This window comes from Hominimerdicola alba, assembly GCF_900109655.1.
GTDB classification, from domain to species: domain Bacteria; phylum Bacillota; class Clostridia; order Oscillospirales; family Ruminococcaceae; genus Hominimerdicola; species Hominimerdicola alba_B.
Map to the genome: position 1 here is coordinate 72,193 of NZ_FOAT01000005.1, position 19,905 is coordinate 92,097.

The 19,905-nt window shown below is 46.8% G+C and carries 20 protein-coding genes and 4 tRNA genes; 2 read left to right on the plus strand and 22 right to left on the minus strand.

The window, feature by feature from the left end:
• The first annotated feature begins 333 nt into the window (after positions 1 to 333).
• Positions 334 to 1,320: a hypothetical protein gene (locus BMY75_RS07350; protein WP_242940203.1), complete on the plus strand. Its 987-nt coding sequence runs from the start codon at positions 334 to 336 to the stop codon at positions 1,318 to 1,320.
• Positions 1,321 to 1,769: 449 nt separating this feature from the next.
• Here BMY75_RS07350 and BMY75_RS07355 read toward each other — a convergent pair whose 3' ends face one another.
• The 16 genes from BMY75_RS07355 to BMY75_RS07430 form a co-directional block, all read right to left on the minus strand.
• Complete coding sequence (locus BMY75_RS07355) at positions 1,770 to 2,144, minus strand: VOC family protein (protein WP_074831886.1); 375 nt, start codon at positions 2,142 to 2,144, stop codon at positions 1,770 to 1,772.
• A 54-nt stretch (positions 2,145 to 2,198) separates the two neighbouring features.
• Positions 2,199 to 2,269, minus strand: a tRNA-Cys gene (locus tag BMY75_RS07360).
• Positions 2,270 to 2,279: 10 nt separating this feature from the next.
• Positions 2,280 to 2,352: transfer RNA gene (locus BMY75_RS07365), tRNA-Gly, on the minus strand.
• A 27-nt stretch (positions 2,353 to 2,379) separates the two neighbouring features.
• Positions 2,380 to 2,453, minus strand: a tRNA-Asp gene (locus BMY75_RS07370).
• Between the two features lie 22 nt (positions 2,454 to 2,475).
• Positions 2,476 to 2,551, minus strand: a tRNA-Val gene (locus BMY75_RS07375).
• 236 nt (positions 2,552 to 2,787) lie between these two features.
• The gene (gene hslO, locus BMY75_RS07380; RefSeq protein WP_074831889.1) at positions 2,788 to 3,669 is read right to left on the minus strand and encodes an Hsp33 family molecular chaperone HslO; all 882 of its coding nucleotides are present in this window, start codon (positions 3,667 to 3,669) and stop codon (positions 2,788 to 2,790) included.
• A gap of 93 nt (positions 3,670 to 3,762) precedes the next feature.
• Positions 3,763 to 4,143: a hypothetical protein gene (locus tag BMY75_RS07385; RefSeq protein WP_074831892.1), complete on the minus strand. Its 381-nt coding sequence runs from the start codon at positions 4,141 to 4,143 to the stop codon at positions 3,763 to 3,765.
• A 30-nt stretch (positions 4,144 to 4,173) separates the two neighbouring features.
• Positions 4,174 to 4,929 carry a class I SAM-dependent DNA methyltransferase gene (locus BMY75_RS07390; protein ID WP_074831895.1) on the minus strand — a complete coding sequence of 252 codons (756 nt, stop codon included), beginning with the start codon at positions 4,927 to 4,929 and terminating at the stop codon, positions 4,174 to 4,176.
• Positions 4,926 to 5,234, minus strand: a complete 309-nt coding sequence (locus BMY75_RS07395) for a YerC/YecD family TrpR-related protein (RefSeq protein WP_024855868.1) — start codon at positions 5,232 to 5,234, stop codon at positions 4,926 to 4,928. The genes BMY75_RS07390 and BMY75_RS07395 overlap by 4 nt, the downstream gene beginning before the upstream one ends.
• A 129-nt stretch (positions 5,235 to 5,363) precedes the next feature.
• Positions 5,364 to 6,074, minus strand: a complete 711-nt coding sequence (yihA, locus tag BMY75_RS07400; RefSeq protein WP_074831898.1) for a ribosome biogenesis GTP-binding protein YihA/YsxC — start codon at positions 6,072 to 6,074, stop codon at positions 5,364 to 5,366.
• 84 nt (positions 6,075 to 6,158) lie between these two features.
• Positions 6,159 to 6,554 carry a cytidine deaminase family protein gene (locus BMY75_RS07405; protein ID WP_074831900.1) on the minus strand — a complete coding sequence of 132 codons (396 nt, stop codon included), beginning with the start codon at positions 6,552 to 6,554 and terminating at the stop codon, positions 6,159 to 6,161.
• Between the two features lie 19 nt (positions 6,555 to 6,573).
• Entirely contained in the window at positions 6,574 to 9,000 is a 2,427-nt protein-coding gene (lon, locus tag BMY75_RS07410) for an endopeptidase La (RefSeq protein ID WP_081350476.1), read from the minus strand.
• A 298-nt stretch (positions 9,001 to 9,298) separates the two neighbouring features.
• On the minus strand, positions 9,299 to 9,544 hold the full coding sequence (gene rpsR / locus BMY75_RS07415; RefSeq protein WP_013499091.1) for a 30S ribosomal protein S18: 246 nt from the start codon (positions 9,542 to 9,544) through the stop codon (positions 9,299 to 9,301).
• Positions 9,545 to 9,598: 54 nt separating this feature from the next.
• Positions 9,599 to 10,198 carry a single-stranded DNA-binding protein gene (locus BMY75_RS07420; protein ID WP_074831902.1) on the minus strand — a complete coding sequence of 200 codons (600 nt, stop codon included), beginning with the start codon at positions 10,196 to 10,198 and terminating at the stop codon, positions 9,599 to 9,601.
• A 70-nt stretch (positions 10,199 to 10,268) separates the two neighbouring features.
• On the minus strand, positions 10,269 to 10,559 hold the full coding sequence (gene rpsF / locus BMY75_RS07425) for a 30S ribosomal protein S6 (RefSeq protein WP_074831904.1): 291 nt from the start codon (positions 10,557 to 10,559) through the stop codon (positions 10,269 to 10,271).
• Positions 10,560 to 10,688: 129 nt separating this feature from the next.
• Positions 10,689 to 11,657, minus strand: coding sequence for an RING finger protein (locus BMY75_RS07430; RefSeq protein WP_074831920.1), 969 nt, complete (start codon positions 11,655 to 11,657; stop codon positions 10,689 to 10,691).
• 419 nt (positions 11,658 to 12,076) lie between these two features.
• Here BMY75_RS07430 and BMY75_RS07435 point away from each other — a divergent pair, with 419 nt between their 5' ends.
• Positions 12,077 to 13,585 carry an LCP family protein gene (locus tag BMY75_RS07435; RefSeq protein WP_074831923.1) on the plus strand — a complete coding sequence of 503 codons (1,509 nt, stop codon included), beginning with the start codon at positions 12,077 to 12,079 and terminating at the stop codon, positions 13,583 to 13,585.
• Between the two features lie 332 nt (positions 13,586 to 13,917).
• On the opposite strand, the gene BMY75_RS07440 is transcribed toward BMY75_RS07435, so the two are convergent.
• The 6 genes from BMY75_RS07440 to BMY75_RS07465 form a co-directional block, all read right to left on the minus strand.
• On the minus strand, positions 13,918 to 14,907 hold the full coding sequence (locus BMY75_RS07440) for a RelA/SpoT domain-containing protein (RefSeq protein ID WP_074831924.1): 990 nt from the start codon (positions 14,905 to 14,907) through the stop codon (positions 13,918 to 13,920).
• Positions 14,908 to 15,092: 185 nt separating this feature from the next.
• Entirely contained in the window at positions 15,093 to 16,016 is a 924-nt protein-coding gene (locus tag BMY75_RS07445) for a M14 family metallopeptidase (RefSeq protein WP_074831926.1), read from the minus strand.
• Complete coding sequence (locus BMY75_RS07450) at positions 16,016 to 16,951, minus strand: M14 family metallopeptidase (RefSeq protein ID WP_074831927.1); 936 nt, start codon at positions 16,949 to 16,951, stop codon at positions 16,016 to 16,018. Before BMY75_RS07450 ends, BMY75_RS07445 begins: the two co-directional genes overlap by 1 nt.
• Positions 16,952 to 16,964: 13 nt before the next feature.
• Positions 16,965 to 17,735 (minus strand): transglutaminase family protein, encoded by a 771-nt coding sequence (locus BMY75_RS07455; RefSeq protein ID WP_074831929.1) that lies wholly within the window; start codon positions 17,733 to 17,735, stop codon positions 16,965 to 16,967.
• Positions 17,732 to 18,433, minus strand: a complete 702-nt coding sequence (locus BMY75_RS07460; protein WP_074831932.1) for an alpha-E domain-containing protein — start codon at positions 18,431 to 18,433, stop codon at positions 17,732 to 17,734. Before BMY75_RS07460 ends, BMY75_RS07455 begins: the two co-directional genes overlap by 4 nt.
• Positions 18,415 to 19,752 carry a circularly permuted type 2 ATP-grasp protein gene (locus tag BMY75_RS07465; RefSeq protein WP_074831934.1) on the minus strand — a complete coding sequence of 446 codons (1,338 nt, stop codon included), beginning with the start codon at positions 19,750 to 19,752 and terminating at the stop codon, positions 18,415 to 18,417. The genes BMY75_RS07460 and BMY75_RS07465 overlap by 19 nt, the downstream gene beginning before the upstream one ends.
• Between the last annotated feature and the right edge of the window lie 153 nt (positions 19,753 to 19,905).

The window sequence follows — 19,905 nt, forward strand, 5'->3', positions numbered from 1 at the left end:
CGTATGCAGAACAAAATGCATACGCTCTTTTTGTGTAATATTTTACCATTTTTGATGGTTAACATTATTTTTTCTTTGAGCCACTCATTAAACAACCCCTGTTTTTCGAGGCTAATTATCCTTTAACAGTTCTTAACATAAATCATTGTGAATGTCAATTATTTAATATAATCAACATTTTCCGCAACTCTCACAAATGAAGCTGCAAAATCACCTCAAAAATCAGACCTCTCAAAAATACCCGATAATAAGTTCAAAAAAACTTAATTAAAAAGCCCCCGCTGTATGTTATAATTTTATCAGATTCCTCAGTTGAAACATTTCATGTCCGAGGTGAATACTTTGTCCGATAAGAAAAAACTAATACCGATACTGATATCCTCAGCAGTTTGTATACTGATGGTTGCAGTAGCGGAGATGACGGGCGAAAAGGAGATCATATTTCCTGAGATCGCTGCTATCGCCATAGGCACGCTTGCCGCCCCCACACAATCGTGGAACGCAAGCAAGCTGCGCATGATAACGACCTTGACCATCGCTGCTCTTATGGGAATGGCAGTCGTCAGGTTCGTACCCTTTCCCCAGTACATACAAATACCCATAGCGCTGACAGCATCAATGGCTCTGATAACACTGTCGCGGACGAATTTTCTTCCCGCGATATCAGCCTGTCTGCTGCCGATACTTCTGGTGACACGAAGTTTCCTCTACCCGGTTTCGGTAGTTGTTACCACAAGCCTGATACTTCTTGCTCAACATATCCTTGAAGAGACTAGTCAGCGGGGAAAGCACATATTTATCCCGATAAAGCCTGACAAAGCTCTTTTGAAGCTCCGCATAGCTCAGGTAATCATATCCAGCCTGATATGCTTCCTGCCCACCGCAAACGGAAGACCTTTCCTGGTTGCGCCTCCGCTTCTGGTGGCTTTCGCTGAAATGACAGCCCCAAATTCCCGCATCAAGAAGAACATGAGAACTGCCACGATAATGATGGCGCTCTGCGCTTTCCTCGGCTGTTCGTCCAGACTTCTTCTCACTGAGATACTGGGACTTCCCTTAGCACTTGCCGCAGCGATAACTTGCTGTGCGGTAATGTTCGCAGTTGACAGAACAGCCTTCTATTTCCCGCCCTGCGGCGCGATAGCTGTCCTGCCATTTGTTATCCCGCTGAATTCTTTATTGATATTCCCCTTCGCGGTGACCCTCGGTTTCTTAGCGTTCGCCACACTGACGATGCTGACTTCCGATCATGTCATCAAAGAACAGACTGAGACCGCCCACGAAGAACAGGAACACGCCGAAGCACTAAACCACATATAAAAGTTTTGCCCCGAAGCACTTGTATAGTACTTCGGGGTGTTTTTTGCAGAAAATCGACGGAAGCTGTCAAAGAAGAGGGCTTTGGCTCAAGCCTTTCGCAATAGCAAACTAGCGGAGAATCACCAACAGGGAGCTTTTGGTCAAGCTTTTCGCGAAAAGCTTGCGAGGAGTTTGAGGGGCGGAGTCCCTCAATCACCAAGGTGCAAATCCAAAATGCATTGCAAAACATAAGAGAAAAACAAACTTCCGAAAAAGGCGCGGCACGCGGTCGACGCAGTCACCGCTACAAAAATCCGAGCGTGGACAATACAAACGTCCACGCTCATTCTATGTGCGGAAAATTATTGCCACACCCGAAATCGGACAGCGTCAGCGAATCCGATTTATCGACCCGAGGAACGAGGGGCGAAACGTCCACCGCAATCCCTAACAAAAGAACATCAAACAACTCACTTCTCACAAAACAGCTCGATCTCCTCACCAAGCGCTCCAAAAAAGAAAGCAACCCTCGCAGGCAAATGCGGTTCCGAGGGTATGCAGATGTCCTTGGGCTCGACAAATACCTCGTAGCCCGCAGAGCGTACCTGTGTTATGAGAGCATCAACATCATCCACAGCAAAAGCAAAATGCCGCACAGCACCGACTTCCCTGTTGTTGCCGCCTGTGGTGAATATCTCTATCAGACAGTTGCCCGCATCGAGCATTATGCCGTCTTTCCATTCACGCGCAACTTTCAGCCCGAGTATATCCCTGTACAGACACAGGACTTTTTCAAGTTCGCCGCGGGTGCATTTCATTGATATGTGATGTATGCCTTTTACCATAGTATCACCTCGATATAATAAAAAAGAGTGAAACCCGTATGAGTTTCACTCGAGAGGCGCCACCCAGATTTGAACTGGGGATCAGGGTGTTGCAGACCCACGCCTTACCACTTGGCTATAGCGCCATATAAAAAGAGCGGATTACGAGGCTCGAACTCGCTACCTCCACCTTGGCAAGGTGGCGCTCTACCAGATGAGCTAAATCCGCAAGTGCCAATATTTGATTGGCTGTAAGCGACCCGGATGAGACTCGAACTCACGACCTCCGCCGTGACAGGGCGGCGTTCTAACCAACTGAACTACCGGGCCGTAAGAGTTTTGCAACTCTTGATGGTGGGGACTACAGGGCTCGAACCTGTGACCCTCTGCTTGTAAGGCAGATGCTCTCCCAGCTGAGCTAAACCCCCATTTTGCTGGATTTTCTGAGGTTTTGAAGTTTTTCGTGTCCCTCAGAACAGTATCTATTATACACCATTGCAAGCGATTTGTCAACCCCTTTTTTCAAAAAAAATGATATTTTTTTCATTTAATTATTTTACGTTTTAGAAATCAAAAATAATGTTCCACGCGGAACATTTGTGCGACTATCAACACTTCATCACAAAAGCAAAATGCCGCAGACCTAAGCCCGCGGCATACCAATTTATTCCTTGCTTTCAGATATCAGACTGCGCACTTCATCGGGAGTGAAGCTGTAATGCTTGCCGCAAAAGTGGCATTTGATATCGATATCCTTGCCATCATCGATGATATCAGCGAGTTCTTTCGAACCGAGGGATATCAGCACTCTCTCAGTCCTCTCACGTGAACAGTCACAGCGGTAGTCCACCTTGAAATCATCAAGCACATTGGGCTCAAGACCGTCAAGAGCCATCAGCGCTATCTCGTCGGTAGTCCTGCCGTTTTCCATCAGAGCGGTGACAGACTGCATAGCCTGGATATTTTTCTCTATCTGAGTGATTACCTCGTCACTGGCAAAGGGCAGTACCTGTATCAGGAAACCGCCTGCGTTCTTGACGGTGAGATCTGAATTCACCAGCACGCCAAGTGCGCACACGCTGGGCACCTGCTCGCTCTGGGCGAGGTATGCAGTGATATCCTCAGCTATCTCGCCGCTTACAAGGGGTACCTGACCCACGTAGGGTTCTTTCAGACCAAGGTCTTTTATAACGGTTATAGCGCCGTCTGTGCCCACAGCACCTGCAACATCAAGCTTGCCGATGGCATTAGGCGGAAGCTCCACCACAGGCTGCATAACATCGGCTTTTACGTTGCCGTAGCTGTCAGCCACCGCTATCAGCTGACCCGCAGGTCCGCCGCCCTCGATCTTTACTGTTATCTTATCGTCCTCGCCTTTCATACCGAAACCGAGGAGGGATGTGCCCATTGAAAGCCTGCCCAGCGCCGCTGTAACAACCGCCGAGGACTTATGCACACGTTCGATCTCTTCGACAATGTCCTTGCCATCGATAGCCGAACACACTACCGAAGCGTCCTTTGAGATCGCTCTTACTATTCTTCCCACTTTAAATTACTCCTATCATAAGTGAATGATCAGTCTTGAATGTATATCCAGCCCTTACATCTGCAAATGCATGACGCAGAGCCTGTTTGTCTTTTATTTTAAGAAGCTCATGAATCCGCCGAAGAACAGGAATACCGCAAGCGTTATAGACACCACCGTTGCACCTATCATGGGCTTGATATATTTTTTCGACTTCGATGAGCCCTTTACTCCTACGCCTATCAATGCGATAATACCGCACAAAGGATTTAAAAGGATACATATGCACAGCAGGGTACACAGAACATCGTTATCCTTTGCCAGCAAAGCCTCTGTCCGACTGATACCGGCTGCTGCATCTCTCCTTTTGCGATCAAGCACTTCCTTTGCAGTTTCGATATCCTCTTCCGAATACAGATCTCTCTGCTCGTAAATAATCTGTTCAAGGTCTGCAATGCCGTAGGTTTCAAATTCTTCTTTTACATTATCTTCCATATTATCATCCTCATTATAAACAGCACCATATTATTCAGTGCCGCGGTCTTTACGCCTGTACACGTACAACTCACGCTCGGTCTTGCTGTCGGGCGGGTCATCGGTAAGTCCGTCATAGATACCTACATTTTCAAACCCGAACTCCTCAGCAGTCCTCTCGATAAGCTCACGGGAAAGCAGTATCTCTGTGATATACTCTGTCTCGCGGGTATAACTGCCGTCTTCTTTTTCAGCGAAGAAATCAAGGGCGATATCCACCGTTCCGTTGTCACGGCAGTTATTCCTCCATGCACAGAACAGCCCGTCAAGTTCATAGACGAAACAGTTATCGCCCAGTACCTCACGGTGCTTGTACTCGGTATTCACATCAAATATAAACAGCCCGCCGTCGCAGGTGAACATTGAAGCACGCTCCACCGTTTCGCGGAAAGCCTCCTCATTCGGCAGATGGTTCATGCCGTCAAGCACGCAGACTATCATATCCGCCGCGCCCCAGAGGTCGAGCTCAGACATATCCTGACATATATATGTGATATCGCTGTCGGCTGAACGGTTCTCCTCAGCCGCTTCGAGCATATCCGCAGATATATCCACGCCTATCACATCGAACCCCAGCTTTTCAAGCTCGGTACAAAGCCTGCCTGTGCCGCAGCCCAGCTCGACGACGACCTCGTTCTCGCTGCTGTATTCAAGCCCAAGCTGACGTATCCTTGCGGCTATCGCGCCGTATGGAACGTCTTTCTGGAGAGCGTCATAATATCCGGCAAAGCTGCTGTAGCCGTTCATTCCTCGGTTTCCTTTTTCTTCTCCAGCCTGTCGAAAACTATGTTGTATCCGCCGCTGCCGTCATAGGAAAGTGACCTGTTAACACGGCTGATAGTCGCCGTGGAAGCGCCTGTCTCCTTGACGATATCGCTGTATACGTGCTTGTCTGTCAGCATCCTTGCCACCTGAAAGCGCTGTGAAAAGCTCTTCAGCTCGGGAACTGTACAGAGGTCTTTAAAGAAAAGCCTGCACTCTTCAAGAGTTTCAAGGCAGAGTATTGCTTCGTAAAGCTCGTCCAGATTTGCTATCTCTAATTTATCGCGCATAAAAAACACTCCTTTACATTTACTATATTTTTCATATTGTAAAGTGCTAAATTACATTTATATTTTAGCACATTACAGCGTAAATGTAAAGGGGTATATTGAATATTTTATATTAATAAAGAAAATCTTTTATCTATTGCGGTTAGGGGTAAGAAATCCTGTGGGCGGTTCAGTGTCGTCCTCGTCATCGGGGATATCTTCGGCGTTTTCTTCCTCTTCTTCCGCGTATTCGGCATTTGCATACCAGTCTTCGCGAATCTCCTCGATTATGGCTTTCAGCTCCTCAACGCCCTCGCCTGTCACCGCCGAGAAAGGTATGCAGTGGATATCCTCAAAGTAGGGTATCTCATCAGCTAAAGCCGCCATGCGTTCCTTGCGGGCAGTGGGCTTCAGCTTATCAGCCTTGGTAAGCACGATAACAAAAGGTATCTCGTTATCGATGAGGTAGTTTATCATTTGCAGGTCGTCCTTGCTGGGGGCATGACGCATATCTATCAGCTGGAACACCAGTTCAAGGTCGCGGTCAAAGTCAGCTAGATATCCGCCGATAAGGTCGCCCCAGCCTTTTTTCTCGCCCTTGGACACATTAGCGTAGCCATAACCGGGAAGGTCAACGAAATAAACATCCTCCACCGAGAAGAAATTTATCGTAACCGTCTTGCCGGGAACAGAGCTGACCCTTGCCATATTCTTGCGGTTGAATATTTTGTTTATCAGCGAGCTTTTGCCCACATTAGACCTGCCCGAAAATGCGAACTCGGGTCGGTCAGATTCGGGTATCTGCGCAAGCTTGCCATATGAGGTGATAAATTCTGCCTTATTGAAATTCAGCGGTTTCATCTCATTCACTCCTGTCTTAATACTCACAAAAAGAGGGCAGCCACAGTCGACACAGTCACCGTTCAGCCCTCCCATGATTAGGTTTTATCCTATCCACCACTCGGGAGTAAGTTCACCGAGGGTCATTATCCGCCCTGCTTCATAGTCCATCATTATCTCGATATCCTTGTAGCTGTCGGGCATCAGCTGTACCATAAGTTCCCTGCAAGCACCGCAGGGTGCGCCCTTTGAGGGGTTCGGGGATATGCACAGCACCTTGTCTATCTCCTGCTCGCCGTTGGTTATCATGTTGAATATTGCGTTCCTCTCGGCGCATATGCCGAGGGTCGAACAGGTGTCGATACACACGCCGGTGTATATCTTTCCTGATTTTGAAAGTACCGCCGCAGCCACTTCTCCGCAGGTCACGTAATCCGATATCTTACGCGCACCGAGGACAGCTTCTGCCGCATCATACATATCTTTCCATATCTGTTCCATTTTGTTTCTCCATTATATTTTATACTGTCTTTCTGCTTCTTGCTCTCACCCTCGGCTGAGGATTGCCCATCATATCGGGCAGAACAGCGTTCTCGGGAGGCTTTACCAGTGCAACATCTAGTACATCGGATATCCTCTCGGCAAACACAAATTCAAGACCTTCCTTGACCACATCATCTATCTCGTCAAGGTCTCCCCTGTTCTTTTCAGGGACGATTACAGTCTTAACGCCTGCCTTGAAAGCCGCCATGGTCTTTTCACGCAGACCGCCTATAGGCAGAACTTTGCCTGTAAGTGTTATCTCGCCTGTCATAGCAACGTCCGCGCGTACTTTTCTGCCGCTGAGTGCGGATACCAAGGCAGTTATCATCGTAACGCCAGCCGAAGGACCATCCTTGGGCACAGCGCCCTCGGGTGCATGGATATGCAGATCCTTTTTCTCGTAGAATTCCTTGTCGATGCCGTATTCATCTGCTATGCTTCGGCAGTAGCTAACAGCTATCTTCGCGGATTCCTTCATAACATCGCCCAGTGAGCCTGTCAATTCCACCTTACCCTTGCCGTCAAGTACAAGAACTTCCAGAGGCATCAGCACACCGCCTACAGATGTCCATGCAAGACCGTTTACACTGCCCACCTGGTCTTCCTTGGCTGCATCATCGGGCAGATACTTGATATGTCCGAGGAAATCAGGGATATTCTTGGAGCTGAAAGTTACTTTCTTAACATCGTTCTCAACTATCTCCCTAGCAGCCTTTCTACACAGCGAACCTATTGTTCTTTCGAGGGTACGCACGCCAGCCTCGCGGGTATAGCCGTCTATCAGCTGATAGATGCCGTCATTGGTCACTTTCATCATAGATGCAGTCAGACCATGCTTTTCAAGCTGTTTCTTCACCAGATGCTTCTTGGCGATATTGAACTTTTCCTCACGGGTATAGCTGGAAAGCTCGATGACCTCCATTCTGTCAAGCAGAGGTGCAGCCACTGTATCAAGAGTATTCGCCGTGGTAATGAACAGTACACTGCTGAGGTCGTAGGGAACTTCGGTATAGTGGTCGCGGAAAGCATTGTTCTGCTCGCTGTCGAGAACTTCAAGCATAGCCGATGAGGGGTCGCCCCTGAAATCGTTGCTCATCTTATCTATTTCGTCAAGGAGCATAACGGGATTGCTTGAACCCGCAAGCTTCATGGCATTTATGATACGTCCGGGCATAGCGCCGACATATGTCTTTCTGTGACCTCTAATATCGCTCTCGTCCTTTACGCCGCCGAGGGATACGCGCACGAACTTTCTATTAAGCGCCCTTGCGACAGACTTCGCCACCGAGGTTTTGCCAACACCGGGAGGTCCTACAAGGCAGAGTATCTGACCCTTGATATCGGGTGTAAGTTCCCTGACAGCAAGGTTCTCGATTATTCTCTCCTTGACTCTTTTCAGACCGTAGTGGTCTTTATCAAGGACAGCCTGAGCCTTTTTAACATCAGTGGTGTCCTTGGTGTAAACACCCCAAGGCAGACCGAGAACAGTATCGAGATAACCTCTGATAACAACTGCTTCCTGAGATGAACCAGCCATTCTGGAAAGTCTTCTGACTTCCTCGGAAAGCTTGTCCTTGACCTCATCTGGAGCTTTCAGTTCCTCGATCTTATCGTAGTACTTCTGTATCTCGCCCTCGTCAGAGCCATCGAAGCCGCCTTCGCCCAGCTCGTTCTGGAGAGCCTTTATCTGCTCGCGAATATAGTACTCCCGCTGATTATCCTCTATCTGGCTCTGTACCTGTTCGTGTATCTCCTTTTCAAGAGAGAGCACATCTATCTCCCTTGCGAGGATAGTCATCATCAGCACCAGTTTCTCTCCCGCAGACTGCGCTTCAAGCAGAGCCTGTCTGTCGATGAAAGCCAGAGGTACGTTGAACGCAACAGCTTCAAACAGCTCGGATGCAGTTTTAGCGCCCATAACAGCAGTATATATCTCCTGTGGCATCTTGGGCATAAGTCTCGCATACTCCTCAAAAGCCTTGCGGACTTCCCTCTCAACAGCATCAAGCTCGTGGTTATACAGTTTATCCTTGGAATAATTTGGCAGAGGTTTCACCACAGCTTCATAGCAGTCATCGTGGACTATCATCTCTGAAAGTCTCGCCTTGCGGACACCTCTCACCATGCACCTGCAAACACCGCCGGGACTTTTTATCACCTGACGGATATTCGCGATAGTGCCTATCCTGAACATATCCTTTTTCTCGGGGGATTCAATATTTATATCCTTCTGCGCACACAGGAAGACATCACCGCTGAAATCATTCCTTGCGTTATGCAGACTGTTTATAGACATTTCCCTGCCCACGTCGAAATTGACGCTCATTCCGGGAAAAACGACCAGATCTCTGGTAGGTATCATCGGCAGCAGAATGCCATTCTTTATATCAGTACGCTTTTCCATAAAAGCTCCTTTCTTCCGATCATGGAGTCAAACTTCATGTTAATATTATAGCATATATCCCTGATTATTGCAAGAGGAAATGAAAAGCAATAAACTTGCCTGTAAAGCGGGATAATCCGTATTAAGGCGTATTATCTGCTAAAAAACAAATGCAAGGATCAGAAATTCTGCTGCTTGCATCTGTTTTTTTACATATCGTTATCTATTCGATAATAAAACAATCGTCAAAGCATTCGCCATAAAGCTGATCACAGTATAAAAACAGAGGTATCCCGAAGGATACCTCATAAAAATCATATTAGTCTGCAACGTAAGGCAGAAGAGCAACGTGTCTAGCTCTCTTGATAGCCTTTGTCAGCTCTCTCTGATGATAAGCACAAGTGCCTGTTACACGACGGGGCAGAATCTTAGCCCTTTCTGTCATGCACTTTCTGAGCTTAGCGATATCCTTGTAATCGATCTTTTCAGCTCTGTCAACACAGAACATACAAACCTTCTTGCGACCTCTCTTAACAGGTCTGCCGCCAGTTCTTTCCTTTTCCATGGTATGATCTTCCCTCCTCGTTAGGAATTATCAAAATTCGTTTTAATGATCTTATCAGAACGGTACGCCGTCGTCTGAAAGTACATCTTCAAACTCCGACAGATCACCGATGTTCAGCGCGTCATTGGACGGTGCCTGATTATTGTTATTGTTGAAACTATTCTGATTGCCGCCGTTATTTCCGCCGAAACCGCCGTTGTTATTGAAGCCGCCATTGTTGTAGCCGCCTCCGTTATAACCGCCGTTGCCGCCGTTTGAGTAGCCGCCGTTGTTATTACCGAAGCCATTGTTTCCGCCGCCATAATTATTTGTATAATTACCGCCGCCCTGATTGGCTTTTTCACCGGTGAACGAAACGCTGTCTACAAATACTTCTGTAACGTAGTGCTTTGTGCCGTTCTTATCTTCGTAAGTTCTTGTTCTGAGGTTACCCTCGATAGCGATCATTCTGCCTTTACCGAAATATTTTCCGATAAATTCAGCCTGCTGTCTCCATGCAACGCAGGTGATAAAATCAGACTGATACTGACCGTTCTGATCCTTGAAATTACGATCTACTGCGACATTGAATGTAACTACAGCCTGTCCGTTAGGTGTCTGTCTTACTTCAAGATCCTGTGTGATTCTACCCATTAAAATAACTCTGTTCAGCATAACTCTAATTCCTTTCAATAAAAATACTCATTCCGTTCAACTGCTGATACTCCTGATTTTTTCCTGTCACTTACTTAGTAGTGATAAGGAAACGTATAACGCCGTCAGTGATGCCCAGTACTCTCTCCAGCTCTGCGGGGAAATCGGTCTTGCTATTGAAAGACCACAGTACGTAAGTGCCCTCTGTCTCGTAGTTGATCTCGTAAGCCAGCTTGCGCTTGCCCCATACGTTCAGCTCTACATTTTCAGCGTTAGCCTTGATCATGTCATCGAACTTTGTTGTCAGCGCGTTAACGCCTTCCTCATCGAGCTTCTGGCTGAAGATAACCATTGCCTCGTAGTTCTCATTGATCTTTGCCATTTTAGTACACCTCCTTTTGGATTTCGCCTGTACGATATAGTACAAGCAAGGATTAACTCATATATTATAACACCGACCATGCTGAATGTCAAGCATCGCGTGGTCGGTGTTTGTAAACTTTTTGTAAATTCACTTCAGAAGCTTAGCTACCAGTAACAAAGAGCCCATAGAGAAAATTGTATATATCATGAAGGACAGTATCATATATCCGTATGAAGTACCACCCTTGGTCATTATACGCTCGTTTATAGCATCTCTGTCCTCATCTTCGGATTCGCGGTATATCCTGAAAATATCACGTCTAGCCTGCTTATAATAAAGGTAGTTTGCAAAGAATCCCGCCATTATCTCCAGCATCATCCTGACAAACACCGCGATCTGCTCCAGCATCTGAAAATTGCGTGATTTCACATCAATGCCGAATTTTATAGTGAGTTCATAACTTCCGGAGCTGAAAGTCTCGATCATAACAGGAAGATTCAGCAGAGCCATGATCACAGCAGCAGCCAAGCCCCATCCCTTCATCTTGCGGTACATAAAGTACAGGGGCGGGAATAGGAAAGCGAATATATTCATAGAGAGCTTTCTGCCTGTTTTGCCGAATTTTATGAAGCTGGGCAGGAAGCCCAAAGGATTAGGACCTATATATCTCGCCAGGTCGCCCAGCTTTACACCATCGATATCCGAATCCTGTGTAAGCATAACGGGGGTCATGTTGATACCCGGGATATTTGTCTTCATGGGATCCGGTTTGGCATCGTGACCGTCCTCCGACTCATTATTAAAAGGTCTCGGACCGTCCATATTTATAAGAGGCGTACCGCACTGCTCACAGTAGCGCAGACTCGGGTCATTCTCAGCACCGCACCTTATACAGCGCTTGACATTCGATGCCGAAGTGACCGGGATCTCCTCGGCAGGCGCATCGGGTAGCCAGCTAACATTTTTATCATGCAGGATATCGTTTATACATCTGCCCTTTTCTTCATAACAGCTTCTGTGGTAGGGCGTGCCGCATTCGGGGCACACAACGATATCGTCATCGTCGGTGAACCGCTTTCCGCAGCATATACATTTTGAGCCTGTATAATTCGTCATTTTTCTTTTCCTTTCGGTGTTCTGTCACAATCTGATATCTGATCTTACGTATGGTCGGTGATATTCTGTAAAACCTTGATCCATCGTGATAAACTTTTCATTTTATTATACCACACTCTGCAAGAAAATGCAATACGCCCCCACAAATAATATTCAGACAATCTCCATTAAGGCTATCAGCGGCCTGTCCGAGCCGAAACTGTACCAAAAAACGTGCTAATTCGGCTTCAATCTATGCTAATACCCTAAAAAATCGACACAATGCGCTGTTTAATTCGTTAGTTTTGCGTGTTGTAATTTCATGGAAAGTAAGATATAATATAATCTGTATGAGAATATACAGTACTTAGAAAACAAGGTACAGTGGTAAACATAAGACGGGCCGTAAGCCCTTTCCGCTGAAAAGAGGAATATTTACTATGAAAAATAACAAAGAGCATACCGTGGCTTCCGCGGAGCTTAGGGACATGATCAATCATGCCATGATAAACAAACGCAACAGCGAAGCTGATGACGACCTGAAATCAAGCATAGCTCATGCTATGGATAAAAAAGCCGCTACGGGTAAGATAAAGCATTCCGAGAGTGATCAGGAATGTCCCGCAGACAAGAACGAAAAGCACAGTGATGCAAAAGCCAAAAAGAAAAAGCGTTTTCCGCTCAATATGCGGGGCGGATGGAGCATACGCAAAAAGACAGGCGTTACTTTGGGTTTTATCTTCCTGGCACTGGTACTTCTGATGGCAGTAATAGTGTTCCTGTTCTTCCACTACACAGGTCTGCTGAAAGACCGTGATAATTCTATAAGAACGGAAAAACCGCCGGTTGACAGCCGTGACCTTGTAGACGAGCCTGACACTCTCGACGAGGAAGCAAAGGAGAAAGAGCTCCGCGAGATGCTTCAGCAGAGATCAAAGAAGATCTCAAATGAAAAGGTAATGAATGTCCTACTGATAGGCGAGGATATCAGAGATACTGCTTCTCAGGACAGAGGTAATACCGATGTGATGATGCTTATCTCTATAAACAAGGAGCATAAGACCGTCACCCTGACCTCACTGATGAGAGATACATGGGTATATATGGAAAAATTCGGCATCAGCAACAAGCTGAACCAGGCTTACTGGTACGGCGGCGCCGAATACCTTTCGGAAGTTGCTGAGGATTATTTCAGCATCAAGATCGACAGAACTGTTAAGGTCAACTTCAAACAGTTCATAGATATCGCTGAGACCGTCGGCGGACTTGATTTTGATGTCAGCTACACCGAGGCAGTTGCAATGCGCGACCCCATGGACGAGCAGAACTATTATCTCCACAATCCCGAGGGTACTGATTATGTAGATCTTAAACAGTACGGCAAAGATGATTCTGTGAATTATTACGATGTTGACGGCAAGTTCTGCACAAGCATCGAATATCAGTCCGAGGAAGATAATGTCATCAGTATGCACCTGAACGGAAATCAGGCACTGGCTTATGCCCGTGTAAGATACGGCTGCGGCGATGACTACGGCAGAACGATGCGTCAGCGTGAGGCGATACAGGAGATCGTTTCCAAAGCGAAAAAGCTCAGCCTTGTAAAGCTCGACGAACTGATGAACAAGGTACTTCCCGAGGTCGAGACCGACCTTGAAGAAGGCGAGATAGCAGAGATGCTCCTTAACGCATTCGATTACATGAATTATGACATACAGCAGCTGCGTCTCCCTGTGGACGATTACTTCACCATGGACTTCATCAACAGCCAGAGCTGTCTCTCACTGACCAACTGGCAGTTCCAGGCGAATGCAGCAATGCTCAGATACATGGTATACGGCGACTGCAAGACCGTCGAAGAAGCAAGAGCACAGTACCAGAAAGAAATAGACGATGGTACGTTCTACGAAAAGAACGATTTCCAGCCGCCTGTTATGTACTACTACTGATAAATGATGAACAGCCGCTTTGGGCTGGGTCTGTAAGAACATATGTGATTATTATTGAGGGAAGACCCTTTTGATATAAGCCACTCGCAGCGTACACATGACAGCCGAATCGATCATTATCTATCATTATTGTCAACACTCAAAAAAGACACACCCAAACTGACCGCAGTCATATTTGGTAAAACACAAAAGGTTCAGCGACCTATCAAAGCCACTGAACCTTTTATTATTTCACTTGCTGCGAGTCGAGTATAGTCAACATGAATTTACCTGACGTAGTATCAGTGCAGAACGCCCACATGACTTATATTTTAGGAGTTTGTGCAAAATTGTCAGTCTATAAGATCATTCTGAAAACGTGACAGATGCTCGAAAGGCAAGATCTGCCGACCGCGGAACAGACCGCAGCCGTCGTTTATCAGCTGGTTGTTGAATGCTTTGAACATATTCACATTTACGGAGGCAAGGTCAAGTTCCTGTAATTTTGTGAAACGCTCATAGGCTTCATCGAAATATCTGCACTCGCCTAAAGGGATATTATCCCGCCTTGTACGGCTTTCTTCCTGCTGGCGTTCATAGCCGAAATGATTAGCACTTCCTATCTCGGCAAGGTCGTCCATATCCTTTGTTCTCAGCTGGAGTTCGGTAAAGCATCTTGCAAGATTATCGTAGAAAGTGATGTGCAGGGACTGATATCCCGATGGTCTGGGAAAAGCAACATAATCCCTGTAGTAAGGGCGGTTGCTGCTGATTAGTGAATCGGCTGTCTTTTCGTGCCCCGAGCCCGAAAGTTCAGCAGTGAAACCGCGGACCTCAAGATACTGGGGAAGTACATTGGCTATCTCGTATAGATATTTTTTCTCCTGTTCTTCCTGTGAGATTCCGTCTTCTAGGTGACACATGGGCATGGATATCACAATACGGTATGCGATAAGGTCACGAAAACAGGTGAGGTTGCTTTTTATCTCTGCTTCAGTGGGATAGCTGTGGTTTTTCTGGTAGTAGTCATAGATATATTCAAGTATATAGCCGTTGAATTTTTCCTCAGCCCGTATCAGCGATTTTATCCTGCCCTTGAATGTAAAGGCGAGGAAGGGATATTTCTGGGTCATGTATTTGTAGAATTCCTTTATCCTCTGGGACTGTGAAGTAAGGAAGTCATTGTGTTCGAGAAGCTCGATTATCTGTATCAGAAAATTGCAGTGAGCAAGGTCGATTGGGTTATCGGTCTCGATAGCCGATCTTTTCAGGTCAGAGGAATACTGGTGCAGTATCTTCAGCACCGTATCCCCAGAGAATAAATAGTCGTTCAGGGTTATCATTGTTTTGTCCTCCGTAAATGCGAAGCTGCCGTGCTGTGCGGCAGCTTCATTTTATGATAAGGCAGTGTCACCGCTCGGGTTCGTTTTAGGGTAGTAAGATAATTGCTCGTTTCTTTCTCTCATTGCAGGTGTGGGAGATACTCCTGCTTATTTACACAATCCCGACCTTTCACGGCGGCACCGGCTTATTTGATTATTTTAAAGCAGACGGTCTTTGCGTTTATCAGCGGGCTGTTGTAGGCGAAATACACTGTGCCCGATACGGGAGTTCTTATCTCGGCAACAAGTTCACCGTCGAGAGGGTCGTATATCCTGCCCAGGATATCTCCGTTTTCCACAGTCTTGCCTATGTCGGTAACTCTGAAAAACAGTCCTGCAGCCTCGGAGCGAAGCTGTTGTGTCTGGCTCTCATCAAGTATCTCGGTTATATAGCCGGGAGGTGTTTTCGCTGATACTATACTGCGGTTGTTCATGAAGCGCAGTATGGCGTTGACAGCTTCGTCTGCGGCTTTTACGTCTATAACGTCAGTTGCGTTGGCGTATACCGAGAATGCTTTGGTTTCCCAAACCTGCCAGTTGAAGTTCAAAGTAGTGGTATCGTAGGGACGGGGTTTGCGGATAATACCGAATTCAAGACCGAAATCTTTCATTATCTCGGAGTCGGTGAACCCTGTGTCCATCATCTTTACGTGAGGAAGGAATATTCCCGGCTGGTAAAAGCTTGCCAGCTGTATGCCGTATTCGTAACCTTTGAGTTGGCTGAAAACTCCGTCAGCGATACGCTGTGTGGTCTCGCCCTGGTCATATCCGGGGAACATTCTGTTGATATCGGTATTATCCATAGTCCAGAAGCGTTTACCGATGTTCATTGAGTAGTAATTCACACAGGGGACTACGAGTATCTCGGTATCCTCGGCGAGCTTTCCGCTGCTTTCTAGTTTTTTCAGCGCCTGCACCATTCGCGAGCAGACGTACATCTGCTGGACTTCGTTGCCGCGCATAGCACCGACTATTGCCAGCGCCTTTTTGCCGTGACCGAAATGAAAGCCGACGATATCGAGTTGTTCGCGGTAGGGTGAGCGCAGTGAAAACAATATGCTTTTCTTCATTATGCGTCACCTCCCGCAGGCTGTAATATTCTTGCAAGCAGTGAACCACCGTATACAACAGGGTACTCACGCAGGGTGAATATCATTCCGTCGCAGACTGCCTGCACTTTTTCCACAACGGTGGAAGTCAGTGGGTCAACCACATCGCCTATGTGGTCGCCCTGCTTGACCGTATCACCGAAATTCACACAGGGTACAAATATTCCCGCCGCGTCGGAATTAACAAATCCCACCTCGCGCCCCTCGGAGATCACAGGCTCACGTACGGGAGCAGTTTCGCCTTTCCACATACCAAGCGCTTTCATGAGATTCAGCACACCGTCAAAAAGCTGTTCGCAGTATTCTTTTGTGATGCGCATACCAACCCCCATTTCCACAACAAGGGTCTTCGTACCCCTGCTGTTGAGGGTGTGGGCAAGTGTCGATTCAAGTACAGTTGCGCTTTCGTGGATCCATACAAAATCAACGTTCAGCATTTTGGCATATGGCACAAGGGTTTTCGCAGTGGGGACGCTTATGCGTATCTGGGGTATCTCTTTCAGGAAGATATTGCTTGAATGTACGTCGATACAAACATCAGAGCCCGCAATGTCATCAACTATAGCTGAGCATATAACCTCAGCCATAGTGCCGCTTTTAGTTCCCGGGAAGACCCTGTTCATATCAAGATCGAACATGGGTATGCCCCTTGTGATACTGTCGATGCCCATAGGGTTAAGGGCGGGGTAGATATCAAGTGTACCGTCAAGGTCTTCGATATGCTCATCGATATAGCTGCCCACCATGTAGGCGAGATACTGCCCCTCAAGTTCATCACCGTGAGTGCCTGTAACAAGGCTCAGGCGCTTATTGCCTGTGCCGTGGCGGATACGCCGCTTTTGTATATTTAGACTTTCGTTTACTGCAAGCGGAATGCTTGCTACCTTTTCTGTCATTGGTCACACCTCTTTATGTAAGCACTGTGCGCACAAGCTGTAGCTGCCTTGTGTATCTACCGAACATCACACCCCGGTCTATGGAACAGTCGCGGAAATCACGTCCTTGAGAGATAACAAGGTAATCATCGCTGACAGGGCAGTTGTTGGCAGGGTCGATGCCCTCCCAGTGGTCGCCTGTCCAGTACTCCACCCATGAATGTGTCTCACCGTCACAGAAGGCAAGTCCCGCGATATATCGCGCTGCAATACCGTCCATTCGGAGTAGCGAGATAAGTATATGCGAAAAGTCCTGACAGACGCCTTTTTTCAGCGCAAACGCCTGTGCTGAAGTTGTGGAAGTATCCGTTAAGCCCTTTTCGTATTCCATGGTATCTGAAAGAGCATCGCAAAGAAATTCAGTCCTGTCCTGTACCGTACCTGTGCATCTGCTCTTTACGCTTTCATAGAAATTTGTAAGCGCTTCATCGGGCTTTGTGTACTGTGATTGATACAGATAGCAGGGCATATAGTCGGTGCGGTGCTTTGAATGGTCTATATCTGCCGCGCCCTTTATCTCAAAATCAAGAAATCGGTGGTCGCCTTTGAGATAGCCCGCTGTTACATTGTTGCCGAAAGCATCGGTAGTCTGTTGGGTTGAAACGTGTGGGGATATATGCAGGCTGCATGAGATAACGTGCTGGGTATCTGTCTCGGGCGGGATAATGCGCAGGGCAAAGCTGTGATCGTGGACGTAATCATCAAAGGTCAGCTTTGTGATATAGCTGAAATTTACTCGCTTCATACATATACCTCCGCAGGTTCAAATAAATGGGCAAGACTTTCAAGTGCTTTGACGGTATCCTGTTTATAATCTTCCTCAGAGCCAAGTGCTTCAACAAGTCCCGAAAGATACTTTGTGTTGTAGCGGTAGGGAGTGTGTCTCGGTACGCGGTTGAGGTTTTTCAGAAGCCGCACATATTCGCGCTTTACGCTTTCAAAGGGATACTTCATTCGCATATAAAGGTCAAGACGTTCAACGGTCTTACCGATGTAGATTATGTTTCTGATCTCGTCATCGTAGATATGCTCGTTGACACTGCCCCAGAAGCCGTAGATTATATCTTCCAGCGGCAGAAGCGCCAGCCTGACATTATTGCTGTGTTTAGCTTTGGTCAGTGTATCCTTAGCCATTTGCAGGAATGACAGAGAATCGGTAGATATCTCTTCACGCAGGACAATGCCGTTGTCATAAGCACGTTCAAGACAATATGCGGCTGAATTTGGATTGCTTTCATCAAAAAGAAAACCCTGTATGAAATCTCTGTTGTCTATATATATATCGGGATAGCCGAAGCAGTCGAGATAATCTTCGTAGCTGTGGGCTGTGCCGATCATTTTATCAAGCTGTTTTTCAAGAGCTTTCAAAGTTGTGAAAAATCTTTCTGTATACCGTCCAAGCCAATAAAGACGGTCGCTGTGTTCTAACGAGATAGTACCCATGTGTCTTTAAATCCTCCTCCTTGAGATGAGTTAACAACGAATGAATCGGGGTTCCGTGAAAATCTTGTAAGTCCCGATGCCCAGACTTTTGTAGTCTTGCCTGAAAGCACGAAGGCTCTCAGGTCTGCTTTGCGCATAACGGTCTCACCGTTTTCAAGTATAGGCAGATCAAGAAAATCAATGACCTCCTGTGCGATGAAGCGTCGGGGCTCTGCGATTATAGTTGCACGAAATTCCTCCAGTTTTTCTTTTGTAAGGTCACTGCCGAAGACTACTCCGTAACCGCCTGCTTCCGCAACGTCCTTTATGACTAGTGTATCAAGATGCTCCATTACATACTTCATGTCGTCTTCGTAGAAAGGAAGATAGGTGGGAGCATTTTTGAGTATCGGTTCTTCGCCCAGATAGTATTTTATCATCTTCGGCACGAAATAGTAGATGCCCTTGTCATCTGCCACACCGTTTCCGGGAGCGTTGATTATGCCCACGTTTCCGCTGCGGTAGGCTTCCATAAGATTCGGTATGCCTATGAGAGATTCTGGCAGGAAAGTCAGCGGGTCGAGGTACTCGTCAGCGATACGTCTGTAAAGTACGCCTATCCTGGTTTTGCCCCCAGAATACGTCCGGTGGTAGAGAATATTGTCTTCTACGAACAGCTCATCGTTCTGCACAAGCACCGAACCTGTGTGCTCTGCAAGATAAGAGTGTTCAAAGTACGCCGCGTTGTAACGCCCCGGGGTTAGTATAGCCCTTGCGCCACCGCAGTTTACGTCTTCCATAGTTTCTTTCAGAAGCTTGGCATATCCGCGGTTGTCGATTATAGGGTTTTCCTCAAATGCCTGAGGTGCCGCGATACGTGTCAGCTCCCTTGCTATGAGAGGATATGAAGCACCCGAGGGGATACGCAGGTTGTCTTCCAGTATGTACCACTCGCCGTCCTTAGCCTGAACAAGGTCGATACCGGAGATATGGCTGTACACCTTGTTTTTGGGAGTGATGCCCTCACATTCGGCAAGGTAGCCCTTGGATATGTAGATGAAATCTTCGGGGATAATGCCGTCACGGACGATCTTTTTATCGTGATATATATCAAAAAGGAACTCATTCAGGGCGTCTACACGCTGAACAAGTCCCTTTTCCATACTTTTGAAATCCTCCGCCGAGATGACTCGCGGAATAGGATCAAACGGAAAAAATTGTTCATTGAATACGCCGTTTTTGTATATACCAAACTTTACTCCGTATCTTCTGAGAAGTTCATTTATCTCATTTGCATTTCCTACTGCCTCGGTAAAATGCGACTGTTTCAGTTCTTTCATAGTTATCACTCCGTTCGGTATAATAAGAAAAAGCACTTGTCCCCAACGGGAACAAGCGCCTTTGCTCTGCATTATTCTATATTTATATTTTATCACATCACCACTTTAAAGTCAAGCGACAATATCCTATATTATTACGACTTATACGTCTAT